This is a genomic window from Massilia sp. CCM 8734 (genome assembly GCF_011682155.1).
In the GTDB taxonomy this organism is placed as follows: domain Bacteria; phylum Pseudomonadota; class Gammaproteobacteria; order Burkholderiales; family Burkholderiaceae_D; genus Telluria_A; species Telluria_A rubra.
The window spans coordinates 148,393-164,594 of the sequence record NZ_WHJI01000014.1; the positions used below are offsets into that span (position 1 = coordinate 148,393).

A 16,202-nucleotide genomic window follows, 5' to 3' on the forward strand; every position below is an offset into this window, starting at 1 on the left:
ACCATGATATTGAAAAATTTGACAGCCATCGGCCTGGCGCTGCTGGCCTGCGCCCCGGCGCTGGCGCAGGATGCGGCCACGCCCGAGGCGACGGCGTTTGACGGCAGCGCAAAACGCAGCCAGCTGTGGCTGACCAGCGGCTTTGCGACCTACCACTTCCAGAGCGACAAGGACCTGAACGGACGCAATCCGGGGCTTGGCGTCGAGTATCGCCTGTCGGAAGACTCGGCGCTGACGGCGGGGCGCTTCTTCAACAGCGACCGCCAGCACTCGAAGTACGCGGGCATGTATTACCAGCCGCTGTCGTATATGGGCGTGCGCTTCGGCGCGGTGTTCGGCGGCTTTGACGGCTATCCCAAAATGCGCGACGGCGGCTGGTTTTTCGCTGCGATTCCGACCGCCACGTTCGAATACAAGCGCGTGGGTGTGAACGTGGCGGTGGTGCCGACCTATAAAGACCGGCTGCATGGCGGGATTTCGGTACAGCTCAAACTCAAGCTGTTCGAGTAAGCCTTACTTGAGATGCTGCGCGAAAAAGGCCCGCGTCCTGTCGTTGGCCTGCGCTGCCGCTTGCGCGTCGAAGTGCATGCCGTTCCAGCGCGCGAAGGCGTGGTTCTGGCCGGGATAGGTAAACAGGTGCACCAGCGGGTTGCCCTCGGCGGCCCTGGCGATGGTGGCGCGGGCGTCCGCCGAAATGTATTCGTCGGCTTCGCCCAGGTGCATCATGAGCGGGCAGGCGAGCGTCTTGAAGGCGTCGACGTGCTTCTCGGTGCCGCCGCCGTAGTAGGCCACGGCGGCGTCGGGTTTGGCGCGGGTGGCCGTGAGAAAAGTCAGCAAGCCTCCCATGCAAAAGCCCATGACGCCGGCCTTGCCGGTCGCGCCAGGCAAGGCGCGCGCCGCCGCCATGGTGGCGGTGATGTCGTCGACGCCTTTGTCGATGTCGAACGCCTTGTACAGCGCCATGGCTTTTTTCCATTCGGCGTCGCTTTTGTCGGTCAGTTGCACGTTCGGTTCGAGGCGCCAGAACAGGTCGGGGCAGACGGCGATGTAGCCTTGCGCGGCCAGCCGGTCGCAGGTCTCGCGCAGGTCGGCGTTGATGCCGAAGATCTCCTGCAGGACGACGATGATTGGTGCCGGCGTGGCGGCTGGACGGGCGACATAGGCGCCGAAGCTGCCATCCGGCGTGTCGATGGTGATGCGTTCGTTCATGTGCTGCCTCCTCTCGGTAGTGAGGAGGCGATCATGGCACAAACCGGCAAATCGGCTCGCCCGCCTAGCAGCCTGTCGGACTTGGGTTCCCGCCTGCGCGGGAACGACGCTCTAGCGCTTGATTCTCCCCAGCGGATCGCCCTTGTTCCAGGTCGGCATGCTTGCCGCATTCGCCACTTCGTATCCCAGGTTGAGCGTGAACTGCGCCTGCTGCACCATGCCGCGCAGATCCCAGGCCGGGTTGTACTCGTCACTGACCTGGTGGTAGTGATCCTTGAAGCCCACCATCTTCGCGCTGGACGCGCCGTGCTCATGATCGAACTCGAAGCTGCCGTCGCCCGAGAACACGGCCGATCCCACGTTAAACGCCGGCACGCCCGCTTTCGCGAAATTGAAATGGTCGGCGCGGAAGTACGCGCCTCCCAGGTCGGGCATCGGCGGCGCCAGGCGCAGCCCCATCGCCCTGGCTACCTTGGCGGCGCTGGCTTGCAGGCTGCTGCGCTCCGCGCCGGCCACGCCGATGTCGCGCGTGAGGCCCACAAAATTCATGCTGTCCAGGTTCAGGTCCGCCGCCGTCTGGGCCAGCGGCCAGAGTGGTTCGCGCACGTAAGCGAGGCTGCCGATCAGGCCCTGTTCCTCGGCGCACGGCCACAGGAAAATCTGGGTGCGCCTGGCTGGCTGGCGCACCGCCGCCTGCGCCATCGCCAGCAAGGCCGCCGAACCGGAGGCGTTATCGACCGCGCCATTCCAGATGTGGTCTGGCTTGCCGTCACCGCTGTCGATGCCCAGGTGGTCCCAGTGGGCAGAGTAGATCACGGCCTGCTCCTTGAGTTTGGGATCGGTGCCGGGCACGATGCCGGCCACGTTGAACTGTTCGACCGGGCGGATTGCGCTGTCGACGGCGACCTTGGCGCGCGCGTTCAGTTCGACCGCCTTGAAGCCGCGTACTTCGGCCTTCGCGCGCAGCGCATCGAGGTCCTGGCCGGCGGCGGCGAACAGGGCGCGCGCGGTCTCTTCCTGCAGCCAGCCTTGCAGCGCGTTGCCGGCGCCGGCCAGGTGGAACTGCTCCTTGCTCATGCCGTTGGCCGGCACGCTCCACGGGTAAGATGCCGACTCGGTCGTGTGGATCAGCAGCACGCCGGCCGCGCCACGGCGCAGCGCTTCTTCGTACTTGTACATCCAGCGCCCCGGATAGGTGAGCGACTTGCCGCTGAAGCGGTTCGGTTCCGCCGCCGTCGGCTTGGGATCGTTGACCATGACGATCAACAGCTTGCCTTTGACGTCGACGCCTTTGTAGTCGTCCCAGTGTTCATCGTCGGCGCTGATGCCGTAGCCGACGAACAGCACCGGCGCATCGAAGCGCACCCTGGACTTGCCGCTGGCGTTGTTGAAGACGATCTCCGTGCCCAGTTTCGGCGCGAGCGTCTTGCCGCCCACCTCGAAGCTGACCGCGCTGGTCGGCAGCGTCCTGGTGCCGATCATTTTCACGGACTGGCGGTAGCTCTTGCCGGCGCCGGGCAACAGGCCAATGGCGGCCGCTTGCGTTTCGAGGTAGCGCACGGCCAGTTCGCCGCCGCGCTGGCCGGTGCCGCGCCCTTCGAGCATGTCGTCGGCGAGGAAGGACAGGTGCGCGCGCAGCGGCGCTTCGGCGACCGTCGGCGGGGCGGCGCCGGCGGCGCGTTTCTGGGCGAGGGCCGGGGCGCTGGCAAGGACGAGGCCGATGGCGAGTGCGGAAACGCGGCGCATTGATGCTCCAATGAAAATGTACAGGGAAAGCATCCTGCCATGAATGGGGCAGGGAAGCAATGCGGGTTCGCCGCAGGCGCTGGTCGCTATGCGGGTCGCTACGCAGCTTGGTATTTACTTACGCGTCGCTTATCAATTACAATTTTGCAACTTTCGCGGCCTCGGGTGTGCCCGGGACATGGTCCCATTCCCTTGCCGCCATTCTTGCCGTAGCCAGCCTGATCGGAAAATCCGCATGATTCATCTCTCCGCCGCCCTCGTAACGACCTACGGTCTGCTGGCGCTCGCTGTTTGTTCGCTGTGGCTCGCGCCCGTCAAGCTGCGCTCCGGATGGAGGGTGGCGCCGTGGCTGTGCCTGTTGGTGCTGGCCTGCGTCAGCGGGGTGGCGACCGGCCTCTTGTCGCTGCAAGCGATCGCGGCCATCGCCGTGCTGGGCGCGCTGGCGTATGGCGCGCGGCGCAGTCGAAGCGGGCCGCTGCACGTGCTGTTGATGGTGGCGATGGGGTGCATGATGCTGGCGATGTCGATGCATCGTTTTCCGGGATTCGTCAATCCGCCGCTGGTGACCGACCTGCTGATCAGCGCGGCGGCCAAACCGGTGACGCAGCGGCTCAATTTCGATACGGCCGCTGCCGGCCTGATCCTGTTCGCACTGTTTTGCGTGCCCGCGCGCACCGGCGAGCAGTGGCGCGAGGTAGGGCGGCATTACTGGATCATCCTCGGCACGCCACTGCTCGTGCTGCCGGTCGGGTTGCTGGTCGGCTATGTCGATGTCGACTTCAAGCTGTTCGCGTACACGCCGCTCTTCATCGCGCTCAATCTGCTGTTTACCTGCGTGACGGAGGAAGCGTTTTTCCGTGGCTTGATCCAGGGCCAGTTGACGCGGGCGCTGGGCCGCTGGAAGGCGGGTCCGCTCATCGCCATGTGCGTGGCGGCGCTCCTGTTCGGGCTTGCGCACGCGCGCGGAGGGTGGCTGTTCGTCGGCCTCGCGACCCTGGCCGGGCTTGGCTACGGCTATGCCTACCTGCGCTCGCAGCGCATCGAAACGGCCATCCTGACGCACCTGGCGCTCAACAGCATTCACTTCCTTGCATTTACCTACCCACGCCTGGGCGCGGTGTGATCTGGCGGGCTCGCGCGACTACCCGGTTCGCATGAACAAATCCCCAATTTTATTGTTGCGATAATTCTTTATCGCTGGCAACATGCTTTCTAAGCGGGCACAGCTTTAACTGTCGCCCCGGATGTTCTTTTTTCGAAACCATGTCAGTGATAAGGATAATTTTATGAAACAGTACAGCGCCGAGTTTCTCGGTACATTTTGGCTCGTGCTCGGCGGTTGCGGCAGTGCCGTGCTGGCGGCGGCGTTTCCGGGCGTCGGCATCGGCTTGCACGGCGTCTCGCTGGCCTTCGGCCTGACGGTGCTCACCATGGCCTACGCCATCGGCCATATCTCGGGCTGTCACCTGAACCCGGCGGTGTCGATCGGCCTGTGGGCCGGCGGGCGCTTTCCGGCCTCCAAACTGCTGCCGTACATCGGCGCCCAGGTCATCGGCGCCATCGCGGCCGGTGGCGTGCTGTATATCATCGCCAGCGGTGCCGCCGGCTTTGATGTCAGCAAGGGTTTTGCGTCCAATGGCTACGGCGCGCATTCGCCGGGCGGTTACTCGATGCTGGCCGCGCTGGTGACGGAAGTGGTGATGACGATGTTTTTCCTGATCGTCATCATGGGTGCGACCGACAAGCGGGCGCCGGCCGGCTTTGCGCCACTGCCGATCGGGCTGGCATTGACCCTGATTCACCTGATTAGTATTCCGATCACCAACACCTCGGTCAATCCGGCGCGCAGCACCGGCGTGGCGCTGTACGTGGGCGATTGGGCGGTTGGGCAGCTGTGGCTGTTCTGGATCGCGCCGATCGTTGGCGCCGTGCTGGGCGCGCTGGTCTACCGCTTCATTGCCAGCGAGGAAACGCAAACCGCCGCCGCCGCAGTGAACAAGCCGGCCTGATTGCCAGCGTCCTCCCGCTTGCGCCTGTGTTGCCGCGATCATCCCGATCGACAGGCCAGCTCAGCGTTGCCGGGAGGACACTTACGCCGCAGGGCAGTGTGCTACAGTTCGGCACACTTCATTGACCGGCCCTGCGCATGCACTCCCAATCCCGCTTTTCCCGCCTTTCCTTTTTCCACGCACTGGTCGCAGCAAGCGGCATCGTCGCTTGCTGCGCCGCTGCCGCCAGCGTCCCATCCGACCTCGATACCCAAGCGCCGCCTGTCTTTTGTTCCATGGTGGTGGCCGGCATCGGCGATGTGGCGGATGCCCGTGACCAGGGTGTTTCCAAGGCGCTTGTTTTGGAACGCAACAGGACCGGCCCCATGGATGCGGCATTGCCGGAGAAACTCATCGCGAGCGCATTCGCCTACCGCCAGTTGAACCGGCCGGCACTCGAAGCGTATGCGATGTGGTCCTGTCATGCGAACGCGCACGGACTGCCGGCCTTGCCGCTGGCCGCTGTGCACGCCGAGATGACAAAGTGCTTCGCCCGGCCGGCCGGGGACGCCTGTGTGCGTAATCTGCGCGACCGGGTCATGGGAATTTCGCGCAAAGGCGGCGCGCAGGCCATGGCCGATACGCCCGACATGCTGGCCATCCGCCGCACGCCAACGAACAAGGCGCCGCCGCAGGATACCGTGACCCATACCCCCATTCCCGGATCGTGCGAGAAACCTGCTTACCCGAAAGAATCACTGCGCAAGGGGGAGGGCGGCGCGGTCACGATCAAGTTCTTTATCGATGCCGAGGGTGTTGTCGTCGACGGCAAGATCGTCAAGTCCTCGGGTGTGGACCGGCTCGACCAGGAAGCGTTGAGCGCGCTGGGCCGCTGCAAATACGTTCCCTTGCTCAAGGATGGGAAGCCCGACTCGGGATTCATCCGGGCCGGCCACACCTTTACGCCTGAGCCTAAGTAAGTGCGCCTAATTCACAATAACTTCTGCGCGCATATTTAGTTCGCCCGCTCCCATCGCGGTTGTCGAGCATTAATCCACTGTTGCGGTTGCGTATGCCGACATGCTGGGTCGTCCCCGGCACCAGCAGCCATTGCTGGTTATGGGTCGCCTTGTAGGGATAGGTGTTGACCGCTACCCCGGGCGCGGTACTGTGCCCCGCCACGTCGACCACATTCGCGTTGTAGTTCGAGGCGAGTTTGAGCCAGGCGCCGTCGACCGGGTCGAGCGACCATAGCTGATCGGTATTGTTTAGATTGGTAAATTGCCAGATGGCGGCGCCGTTGGCGGCGGCGGCCCGGTCGATGCTCATCACCTTGCCGCTGGCCTCGTTGCGCACGCGGTACCAGATCGTGGCGCTTCCTTCACCCGACGGGCGCGTCACCGGCGTGGCGGCGGCGACCGGCGCGCCGATCACGGGAACGTCGCCGTTCCAGCTCACTTTCTGGATGCGCGTGGTGCGCGCATCGCCGCAGCCCTGGCCGCTGGCCGGATTGGCGTGGTAGACGATCCAGTCCTCCGTGCCGTCGGGCGACTTGGTGAAACTGTTGTGGCCGGGACCGAAGGCGCCGTTGCCTTTTTGCAGGATCGGCGTGGCTGCCTTGCGTCAGTTGGACGGCATGGTCAGGTCCGCGCCGAGCTCGGCGGTAAGCAGGCCGAGCTTGTAATCGTCGGTCCAGCAGCCGCTGGCCGAGATACTCATGTGGACCTTGTTGCCATGCACGATGAACGCCGGCCCTTCATTGACGGCGGCGCCGGATTTTTCCCAGGCGAGCGTGGGCGTGGAGATGATCGCGCCCTTGCCGATGAGGGTGGTCGGGCTGCTCATGCGCGCGATCTTGATGCGCTGCGGCTGTCCGCCGGAAATATCCGACCACGCCATGTAGAGCTGGCCGTTGATGTTGGCCACGGTCTGGTCGATCGCCCAGCTGTCCTCGCTGTCGGCCACCTTGACCGGCGCGCTCCAGCTGCCCGTGGTGGGGTCGGCGCTGGGGTTGCGGATGGCGAACACGCGGTGCTGGTTGTCGGTGCCCGCGCCCGAAAAGTAGATGTACCAGGCGCCGTTGATATGGTTGATCTCGGGCGCCCAGATTTCCTTGCTGGTGCAGTTGTTGCCGCTGCAGGCGGCGCTTTTGACGAACACGGTGACCGGCGTGCGCGCGCCGATGCCCGTCAGCGAGGGCGACTTGCGCAACTCGAGCTTGTCCCAGCCGGGGGCGGTGGAAACGAAGTAATAGTTGCCATCGCTGTGGCGCAGCACGTGCGGATCGGCCGAGGAGGCGGTGGCGGGGCCGACCGGGTTGATGAAGGTGGTCGACGCGGCGCCGGCCAGGGCGGGCAGGACCAGGGCGGCGAGGCAGGCGGCAAGCCGGCCGGCCGGGATGACGGGGTGTTTGAGCATCAGCAGTCTCGGTTGTGGACCGCCGCCTGCGGGCGACGGTACGGCCATGGTGTGCCACGGCTCGCCAGCGGAGTATGGTCGTCAGTTCAAGGCCCGTCCAATCCCAAAGCGGACATCGGAGCGTGCAAAAAAGTGATCGCAGCCGGCGCGCGTGCAGCGGCTCGTCGTTTTGCCAGCGCACCCTGATCAACAGCCGCGCACAGGAAAACAGCCCAACTGTTTGACGATGCGTTGCGGTTTTCGTTATCGAATCACAGAACACTGGGGGTGAGGAATCAAAAACCGATGCTGGTCTTGCGCGCGATGATTGACGCGGCCATCCAGTGCGGCATCCGGCCCGGATACGATGGGCGAGTGGGTTTGCATGCCGCACCGGCCGATACGCCGTTCCACCCAGAACGTTTCCTGCAGTTGCACAGGCAGTAGCGAATCGGATGCAAGCTTGTGGCGCACACCCGCAGTTATTTCATAGGCGGAATGGGTGGATGAATACAAGCTTTCAATTATTTTGCGGTCCGGTTATGCGAACCGCATTGCGCGAGGCGATTGCGTTTGGGGTGGAGGGCGGTTCGGCGATGCGATTAGTGGAACCCGGTATCATTCCGCCAGGGAGCAATAACGCACCGCGAACAAGAGATTGGATTTTTTATGGTCATAGTGACTCACAGCGGCAAGTTTCACGCCGACGACGCATGGGCTGTTGCAGTGCTGAAGATCTTGTTTCCGCAGGCGGAGGTTGTACGCACGCGCGATGCGGCACGGGTCGAGGCGGCTGACTTTGCCGTCGATGTCGGCGGTATTTGGAACGCCGCCACGGGGCGCTTCGACCATCACAAAAAGGGTTTCAGCGGCGCGCGCCAGACGGGCGTACCCTACGCAAGCGCGGGACTGGTGTGGAAGGAATACGGGGCACGCTGCGTGAGCACGCTGGCGGCGGCGCATACGGGCCATCGCTTGTCGGATGACGAGGCGGCCGAGATGGCATGTTCAATCGACGCCGATGTCGTGCAGTACCTGGACCTGTCCGACGTGGGTGCGGCCAAGAATGCGCCGGGCGGCTATGGCCTATCGGCGGTGGTGTCGGGGTTTAATCCGAACTGGCTCGACGAACAAAGGCTGGGCTACGGCGACGCCGATGATGCCTACCGGCTCAGTCAATTTACCCGCGCCATGGACATGCTCACCGACATCATGACCAATGCCGTGAAATACCGCGTCGGCGTTTTGCTCGCGGTGGAGCAGGTGAGGCAGGCCGAAGTGCTGGAGGAGGGCAGGGTACTGTTCCTGCAAAATGGCGCAGTGCCATGGGGGCAAGTGGTGCGCGAGGAAATGCCGACACTGCTGTTCGTCATCAGTCACAATATTGCCGAGCAGCGCTACATGATCCACACAATTCCGGTCAGCCCCGACAGCTTCAAGGCGCGCGCGGATTTGCCGGAGGCATGGGCCGGCTTGCGTGACGCGCAGCTGGCCGCGGTGACCGGGGTTGAAGATGCCGGCTTCTGCCACAATGGCCGGTTCATTGCGTCGGCCAAGTCGTATGAGGGTATACGCCGCATGGCGTCCTTGGCGCTTGAAGCGCTTAAGCAGCAGCGCGACGTCTAGTACTTCACCATGGCTGCCACGCAATTGCTCGATCGCGTCAGAACTGCTCGTCAGGCCGCAGGTAACGCCACTGCCCGACCGGCAGATCGCCGAGCTTGACCTTGCCGATGCGCACGCGTTTGAGGCCGATCACTTTCAAGCCCACCATATCGCACATGCGGCGGATCTGGCGCTTCTTGCCTTCTCGTAATGTGAAGCTGAGCTGGTCGTCGTTCTGCCAGCGCACCTTGGCCGCCAGCAAGGGTTTGCCGTCCATCCAGAGTCCGAAGCACAGTTTCTTCAAGTCCGATTCGGGCAGCTTGCCTTCCTTGGTGTACTGCACGCGCACCAGGTATTCCTTTTCGATGGCGGTGTCCTGCCCGATCAGGGTCTTGGCCACGCGCCCGTCCTGGGTGAGGATCAACAGGCCGACCGAGTCGATGTCGAGCCGTCCGGCCGGTACCAGCGAGCGCAACTGGGTGGGGTGGAAGGTTTCCGGCGACGGGTCGTCGGCCCAGCGGTTCTCGGCCTTGATCAGCGCGATCGCCGGCGTGTAGCCGTCCTCGGCCTGGCCGCTGACATAGCCCATCGGCTTGTTGATCAGTACGGTGACGCGCTTGGATTGCTCGGCTGCGGCCTGGCGCTCGACCGTGATTTTCTGGTGCGGCAGCACTTTGCTGCCCAGTTCGGAGATGACCTGGCCATCGACCCGCACCCAGCCGCGTGCGATCCATTCATCGGCTTCGCGGCGCGAAGAGAGCCCGAGTTCGGACATGCGTTTGGAGAGGCGTACTAATTCAGTCATGGCTTGCTTTGCTAAGGTTACGTAAAAGGGTTTCTGGAAAGGGAATTCTGCAAGGCTACACGCGCAGCACGTCGATCAGGTCGGTTTCGAGCTGGATCTGGTTGCGCGCGTTGTTGAGCACGGCGCCATCGACCAGGAACACGTCTTCGACCCGCTCGCCCAGGGTCATGATCTTGGCCGTGTGCAGGTTGATGCGGTAGCGCGTGAGCACGTTGGCGATCGCGTACAGGAGCCCGGTGCGGTCGTTGGCGGCGATCGAGAGCAGGTAATACTGGCCGCGCTCGTCGGGCCGCAAATCGACCGTCGGCGTGATCGGGAAGGTGCGCGACAGGCGCGACAGGCGTCCGCGCGTGGGCGCCGGCAAGGGCGCCTGCGAGGTCAGCAGTTCGCAGATTTCGTGCTCGATCAGGTTGATGATGTCGCGGTAGCTCTTGGCGAAGCTCTGCTCGGTCACCATGAAAGTGTCGAGCGCGTAGCCGTGTCTTGTCGTGTGGATCTTGGCGTCGAGAATGCTGAAATTCTTGCGGTCGAAATAGCTGCAAATGCGCGCGAACAGGTCGGGCTGGTCCTTGACATAGACCGCCACCTGCAAGCCTTCGCCGATCGGCGCCAGGCGGCATTTGACGACCGGCTTGCCGCTGTTGAACTTGTCCCACAGGCAGCGTGTCTGCCAGGCGATGTCGGAGGCGTCGTGGCGCAAAAAATAGGCGACGTCGAGTTGCTTCCAGAAGTCGACATGGGCGATGTCGGGCAAGCCGTACAGGCGCAGGGTGGCCATCGCTTCTTCCTGGCGGTTCTTCAGTTCGCGGTCGGCCGAGTGCGGCTCGCCCCCCAGCACGCGCAAGGTGATGCGGTACAGGTCTTCGAGCAGCTTGGCCTTCCACGCATTCCACACCTTGGGGCTGGTGCCGCGAATGTCGGCCACCGTCAGCAGGTACAGCGCGGTCAGGTGGCGCTCGTCCTTGACCACTTTGGCGAAGGCTTCGACCACGTCCGGGTCCGACAGGTCCTGCTTTTGCGCAACCTGCGACATGGTCAGGTGATTCTCGACCAGGAACACCACCAGTTCGGTGTCTTCCGAGCCGATCGCGTGTTCTTCGCAGAACTGGGCGGCGTCGACCGTGCCGAGCTTGGAATGGTCGCCGCCGCGGCCCTTGGCGATATCGTGGAACAAGGCAGCCACATACAGCAGCCAGGACTTGCGGAAGTTGGCGATCAGCTGGCTGCAGAAGGGGTACTCGTGCGCGTGCTCGGTCATGGTGAAGCGGCGCATGTTACGCACCACCATCAGGATATGCTGGTCGACCGTGTACACATGGAACAGGTCGTGCTGCATCTGGCCCACGATGCGGCGAAAGTTCGGCAGGTAGCGCCCCAGGATGCTGGTGTCGTTCATGCGCCGCAGCGCGTGCACCAGGCCCACCGGCGCTTGCAAAATGCGCAGGAAGAGGGCGCGGTTGACCGGGTCTTCGCGGAATTTGGCGTCGATCTCGAAACGCGCATGCCACAGCGCGCGCATGGTGCGCGCCGTCATGCCCTTGAGGTGCGGGTGCCCGGTCATCAGCACGAACACTTCCAGCACCGTCGAGGGCTGCCGGGTGAAGGTGTCGTCGTGGGCGATGTCGATCAGGCCGTTGACATCGTTGAAGCGTTCGTTGATCGCCTCGGCTTCGTTGGCCTCGGGGAACAGCTGCGCTTCGATATTTTGGAGCATGATGGTGTTGAGCTGGGTGACCGTCTTGGCCGCCCAGTAGTAGCGCTGCATCAGGTATTCGCTGGCGCGGCGCGCGTTGATGCCTTCGCCGGTGGTTTTCAGGCCAAAGCTTTCAGCGATCGGCGTTTGCACGTCGAACACCAGGCGGTCTTCGCGCCGGTTGGCGTGCAGGTGCAGGCGCACGCGGATATCTTTGAAAGCGCGTTCCTTTTCCATCAACTGGCGCGCTTCGGTCTGCGTGATCAGGCCGCGCGTGGCCAGTTGGCTCCACGAGTTGGCCAGCCCGGCCGCCTTGGCCACCCACAGGATCACTTGCAGGTCGCGCAGGCCGCCAGGGCTTTCCTTGACGTTCGGCTCGAGACTAAAAGCCGTGTCTTCGTACTTGGCGTGGCGCAGGCGCATTTCGGCCGCCTTGGCGTGGAAAAACGCTTGCGGGTCGAGCGCTTCAAGGTAGCGCTCCTGCAACTGCTCGAACAGGAGCGCATCGCCGCACACCAGGCGCGCCTCGAGCAGGCTCGTTTGCACGGTGATGTCGGCCTTCGACTCGCTCATGCACTCGTCGATGGTGCGGATGCTCGAGCCGATTTCCAGGCCCAGGTCCCACAGCATCTGCACCAGCTCTTCCAGCTTGGCCTGGGTGATGGCGTCGGCCGGTTCAGACAGCAGGATCAGCAGGTCGACATCGGAAAACGGGAACAGTTCGCCGCGCCCGTAGCCGCCCACGCCCACCAGCGCGGTGGAGGCGGGCAGGCCGATCGTTTGCCACGCTTCGCTGAGCACCTCGTCGACGCTGTGGCGCAGGCCGCGCAGCAGCTTTTCGGGCTTGCCGTCGGCGCGGAAGGCGGCGATCAGCAGGGCCCGCTCCGCCTTGAGCCTTTGCTTGAGGAGGTCGCGGGACTGCTTCTTGAGCGCGGCGGCGGGCATGGCGGTGGGTGCCTTACGCCACTGCGGGCGCGGCGGCGGCCTGGGTGATGAAGGCCGGTGGCGGCGGCGAGCCGGCCGAGACGGTCAGCACTTCGTAGCCGGTCTCGGTCACCAGGATCGTGTGTTCCCACTGGGCGGACGGCTTCTTGTCCTTGGTCTTGATGGTCCAGCCATCACCCATTTCCTTGATTTCGCGGCGGCCGGCGTTAATCATCGGCTCGATGGTGAAGATCATGCCCGCTTCCAGGCGTTCCAGGGTGCCCGGACGGCCGTAGTGCAGCACCTGCGGCTCTTCGTGGAAGACCTTGCCGATGCCGTGGCCGCAGAATTCGCGCACCACGCTGTAGCCATTCTTTTCAGCATGCTGCTGGATCACGTGGCCGATGTCGCCCAGGTGCGCGCCCGGCTTGACCTGCGCAATGCCGAGCCACATGCATTCGTAGGTGACTTCGTTGAGGCGCTTGGCCAGGATCGACGGTTTGCCGACCAGGAACATGCGGCTGTTGTCGCCGTGGTAGCCGTCCTTGATGACGGTGATGTCGAGGTTGACCATGTCGCCGTCCTTGAGCGCCTTGTCGCCCGGGATGCCGTGGCAGATCACGTCGTTGACGGAGGTGCAGATGGCTTTCGGATAGGGCGTGTAGCCCGGCGGACAATAGTTTAGCGGGGCCGGAATGGTGCCCTGCACCAACACCATGTATTCATGGCAAAGACGGTCCAGTTCGCCGGTGGTGACGCCGACCTTGACGAAGGGCGTGATGTAGTCGAGCACTTCGGAGCCAAGACGGCCGGCGATGCGCATGCCTTCGATGTCGGCGGGGGTTTTGATCGAGATGTTGGACATAAGTTGGCAATCAGCAATGAAACAGTAAGATTGAGTAACAGCGGGAGGATGCGGCGAAAACCCGTGCAAATATGGCGACCATTATAAGGGATAACGCCCCAGCGGTTTCTGAGAGCCTGTCAGTCTCTGTGCTCGCCGTAATGAGTGTCGCAGCCAGGCCCGTCGTCCCCGCCTGCGGGGTAACGACGGGGGGCGAATAGACTGCGTGGGACTTGAAAAATTCCCACATTCCGGTTAGAATCTCGGGTTGCTTGAATTCGCTTTCGAGCAATGTTGTTTAAGTAATGCCACAAATCTTGTTAAAATCGCGAATCCGGTCGCAAAGGGTGCCTGTATGGTGACTGACCGGATTCCAGACCCAACCCTGGAGAATTACATGTCCGTAACAATGCGTGAAATGCTGGAAGCCGGTGTCCACTTCGGTCACCAAACCCGTTTTTGGAACCCAAAAATGGCGCCGTTCATTTTCGGCCACCGCAACAAGATTCATATCATCAACTTGGAAAAGACGATGGGTATGTATCAGGAAGCCATGAAAACCATCAAGCAAGTCGCGTCCAACCGCGGCACGATCCTGATGGTCGGCACCAAGCGTCAAGCGCGCGAAATCATCGCCGCTGAAGCTGCACGCGCCGGCGTTCCTTTCGTCGACCAGCGCTGGTTGGGCGGCATGCTGACCAACTTCAAAACCATCAAGACCTCGATCAAGCGCCTGAAAGACATGGAAGCGCAAGTTGAAGACGGTTCGGTTGAGAAGCTGTCGAAAAAAGAAGGCCTGATGTTCCAACGCGAAATGACCAAGCTGCAAAAGGCCATCGGCGGTATCAAGGACATGGGCGGCGTTCCTGACGCAATCTTCGTCGTCGACGTCGGTTACCATAAAGGCGCGATCACCGAAGCCGGCAAGCTGGGCATCCCTGTTATCGGCATCGTCGATACCAACCACTCGCCAGAAGGCGTGACCCACGTCATTCCAGGCAACGACGATTCGTCCAAAGCGATCATGCTGTACGCCCGCGGCGTTGCCGATGCGATCCTGGAAGGCCGTGCAAACGCCTCCAACGAAATCGTTGAACTGGTTAAATCGGCTGGCGACGAATTCGTCGAAGTCTCCGAGCAGGCGTAATTGCTTCAGGCGCCCCTGAGGCGCCGCGGAAATCAAAAGGGGTAGCAGCAGCTCCCCCTTTTTTTTAAACAGAATATGTCACAAATTTAGGAGAAACACATGGCAGCGATTACAGCAGCGATGGTAGGCGAACTGCGCGCGAAAACCGACGCACCGATGATGCAATGCAAAAAAGCACTGACCGAAGCCGATGGCGACATGGCTCGTGCGGAAGAAATCCTGCGCGTCAAACTGGGCACCAAAGCGACCAGCAATGCTACCCGTATCACCGCTGAAGGCGTTGTAGCAACCTTCATCGCTGGCAATATCGGCGCCCTGGTTGAAGTCAACAGCGAAACCGACTTTGTCGCCAAGAACGACGACTTCCTGGCCCTGGCGAACAACGCCGCGCGCCTGGTTGCCGAAAACAACCCGGCCGACGTCGCCGCCCTGCTGGCCCTGCCACTCGATGGCAAGACCCTGGACGAAGTGCGTATCGCCCTGATCGGCAAGATCGGCGAGAACATGACCATCCGCCGCTTCCAGCGTTTCGAAACCACCAGCAAGCTGGCCTCGTACCTGCACGGCACCCGTATCGGTGTCGTGGTCGACTTCGACGGCGCCGACGAGCAAGTTGGTAAAGACGTGGCCATGCACATCGCCGCCATGAAGCCAGTGTCGCTGTCGTCGGAGCAGGTTCCTGCCGAACTGATCGAAAAAGAGCGCTCGGTTGCTGCTCTGAAAGCTCAGGAAGATGCGGACAAAGCCGTTGCCGAAGGCAAGCCGGTACAATCGGCTGAAATCCTGGCCAAGCGCCTGGAAGGCTCGATCCAGAAGTATCTGAAAGAAGTCTCGCTGCTGAATCAATCGTTCGTCAAGAACGACAAGCAGTCGATCGAACAGATGCTGAAAGAAAAAAGCACCAGCGTGAAAGCATTCACGATGTATGTTGTCGGTGAAGGCATCGAGAAAAAGCAAGACGATTTCGCTGCAGAGGTTGCGGCGCAAATGGCTGCTAACAAGCAGTAAGTGTGAAAGCGGGCCGGAAGGCCCGTTTTTTTAATCTGCGCACATGAAAGTGTGCGCACGGCAAGACCGAATACAAACCGTCATTTTTTGGAGCCCACCCCCATGTCGAAACCAGCCTACAAACGCGTACTCCTGAAATTGTCTGGCGAAGCACTGATGGGCGATGATCCTTACGGCATCAACCGCGCCACGATCGAGCGCATGGTCGCCGATGTCGCGGAAGTGGCGAACCTGGGCGTGGAACTGGCCGTCGTCATTGGCGGCGGCAACATCTTCCGCGGCGTCGCACCCGGCGCCCAGGGCATGGACCGCGCCACCGCCGATTACATGGGCATGCTGGCCACCGTGATGAACGCGCTGGCCCTGGCCGACGCCATGCGCCACGTCGGCATCGTCGCCCGCGTCATGTCGGCGATCGCCATCGAGCAGGTGGTCGAGCCGTACGTGCGCCCGAAAGCGCTGCAATACCTGGAAGAAGGCAAGGTTGTCGTGTTCGCCGCCGGCACCGGCAATCCGTTCTTCACCACCGATACCGCCGCCGCCCTGCGCGGTTCGGAAATCAGCGCCGAAATCGTGCTCAAGGCCACCAAGGTCGATGGTGTCTACACCGCCGACCCGAAAAAAGACCCGAACGCCACCCGCTACGAGTCGATTACCTTCGACGAAGCCATTTCCAAGCACCTGCAGGTGATGGATGCGACCGCGTTCGCGCTGTGCCGCGACCAGAAACTGCCGATCAAGGTGTTCTCCATCGTCAAGCCAGGCGCGCTCAAACGCGTGATCATGGGCGAAGACGAAGGTACACTGGTACACGTTTAATATCATTCAGAGCTACA

14 protein-coding genes and 1 pseudogene are annotated in these 16,202 nt (G+C 62.5%); 8 read left to right on the forward strand and 7 right to left on the reverse strand.

Annotation, left to right across the window (positions count from 1 at the left end):
• The first annotated feature begins 3 nt into the window (after window positions 1–3).
• Window positions 4–510 (forward strand): hypothetical protein, encoded by a 507-nt coding sequence (locus F2P46_RS15350; protein ID WP_229509299.1) that lies wholly within the window; start codon window positions 4–6, stop codon window positions 508–510.
• Window positions 511–513: 3 nt separating this feature from the next.
• Here F2P46_RS15350 and F2P46_RS15355 read toward each other — a convergent pair whose 3' ends face one another.
• Window positions 514–1,209: a dienelactone hydrolase family protein gene (locus tag F2P46_RS15355; protein WP_166891119.1), complete on the reverse strand. Its 696-nt coding sequence runs from the start codon at window positions 1,207–1,209 to the stop codon at window positions 514–516.
• A gap of 111 nt (window positions 1,210–1,320) precedes the next feature.
• Window positions 1,321–2,955 (reverse strand): M28 family peptidase, encoded by a 1,635-nt coding sequence (locus F2P46_RS15360; protein WP_166891122.1) that lies wholly within the window; start codon window positions 2,953–2,955, stop codon window positions 1,321–1,323.
• 235 nt (window positions 2,956–3,190) lie between these two features.
• Between F2P46_RS15360 and F2P46_RS15365 the strand changes: the two genes are divergently transcribed.
• The 3 genes from F2P46_RS15365 (at window position 3,191) to F2P46_RS15375 (ending at window position 5,923) form a co-directional block, all read left to right on the forward strand.
• On the forward strand, window positions 3,191–4,078 hold the full coding sequence (locus tag F2P46_RS15365) for a CPBP family intramembrane glutamic endopeptidase (RefSeq protein ID WP_166891125.1): 888 nt from the start codon (window positions 3,191–3,193) through the stop codon (window positions 4,076–4,078).
• A gap of 163 nt (window positions 4,079–4,241) precedes the next feature.
• Window positions 4,242–4,964 carry an aquaporin Z gene (gene aqpZ, locus F2P46_RS15370; protein ID WP_166891129.1) on the forward strand — a complete coding sequence of 241 codons (723 nt, stop codon included), beginning with the start codon at window positions 4,242–4,244 and terminating at the stop codon, window positions 4,962–4,964.
• Window positions 4,965–5,101: 137 nt separating this feature from the next.
• Entirely contained in the window at window positions 5,102–5,923 is an 822-nt protein-coding gene (locus F2P46_RS15375; RefSeq protein WP_166891132.1) for an energy transducer TonB, read from the forward strand.
• On the opposite strand, the gene F2P46_RS38810 is transcribed toward F2P46_RS15375, so the two are convergent.
• Window positions 5,916–6,401, reverse strand: a complete 486-nt coding sequence (locus F2P46_RS38810) for an RICIN domain-containing protein (protein WP_208296634.1) — start codon at window positions 6,399–6,401, stop codon at window positions 5,916–5,918. The genes F2P46_RS15375 and F2P46_RS38810 overlap by 8 nt on opposite strands.
• Window positions 6,396–7,409: pseudogene (locus tag F2P46_RS38255) on the reverse strand (family 43 glycosylhydrolase); the annotation flags it as partial. The gene F2P46_RS38810 and the pseudogene F2P46_RS38255, both read right to left, overlap by 6 nt.
• A gap of 600 nt (window positions 7,410–8,009) precedes the next feature.
• Between F2P46_RS38255 and F2P46_RS15385 the strand changes: the two are divergent.
• Entirely contained in the window at window positions 8,010–8,966 is a 957-nt protein-coding gene (locus F2P46_RS15385; protein ID WP_166891134.1) for an MYG1 family protein, read from the forward strand.
• Between the two features lie 37 nt (window positions 8,967–9,003).
• On the opposite strand, the gene F2P46_RS15390 is transcribed toward F2P46_RS15385, so the two are convergent.
• From F2P46_RS15390 to map, 3 genes are read right to left on the reverse strand one after another with little or no spacing between them, the layout of a single operon-like run.
• Window positions 9,004–9,750: a pseudouridine synthase gene (locus F2P46_RS15390; protein ID WP_166891137.1), complete on the reverse strand. Its 747-nt coding sequence runs from the start codon at window positions 9,748–9,750 to the stop codon at window positions 9,004–9,006.
• A 55-nt stretch (window positions 9,751–9,805) separates the two neighbouring features.
• Window positions 9,806–12,388, reverse strand: a complete 2,583-nt coding sequence (locus tag F2P46_RS15395) for a [protein-PII] uridylyltransferase (RefSeq protein ID WP_166891140.1) — start codon at window positions 12,386–12,388, stop codon at window positions 9,806–9,808.
• Between the two features lie 13 nt (window positions 12,389–12,401).
• Window positions 12,402–13,232, reverse strand: coding sequence for a type I methionyl aminopeptidase (map, locus tag F2P46_RS15400; protein WP_166891143.1), 831 nt, complete (start codon window positions 13,230–13,232; stop codon window positions 12,402–12,404).
• Window positions 13,233–13,608: 376 nt separating this feature from the next.
• On the opposite strand from map, the gene rpsB reads away from it, so the two are divergent.
• The 3 genes from rpsB to pyrH all read left to right on the forward strand — a co-directional run bounded on the left by rpsB (window position 13,609) and on the right by pyrH (window position 16,185).
• Window positions 13,609–14,358, forward strand: a complete 750-nt coding sequence (rpsB, locus tag F2P46_RS15405) for a 30S ribosomal protein S2 (protein WP_054262917.1) — start codon at window positions 13,609–13,611, stop codon at window positions 14,356–14,358.
• A 99-nt stretch (window positions 14,359–14,457) separates the two neighbouring features.
• Entirely contained in the window at window positions 14,458–15,366 is a 909-nt protein-coding gene (gene tsf, locus F2P46_RS15410) for a translation elongation factor Ts (RefSeq protein ID WP_166891146.1), read from the forward strand.
• 102 nt (window positions 15,367–15,468) lie between these two features.
• Window positions 15,469–16,185: a UMP kinase gene (gene pyrH, locus F2P46_RS15415; protein ID WP_054262915.1), complete on the forward strand. Its 717-nt coding sequence runs from the start codon at window positions 15,469–15,471 to the stop codon at window positions 16,183–16,185.
• The last annotated feature ends 17 nt before the right edge of the window (window positions 16,186–16,202 follow it).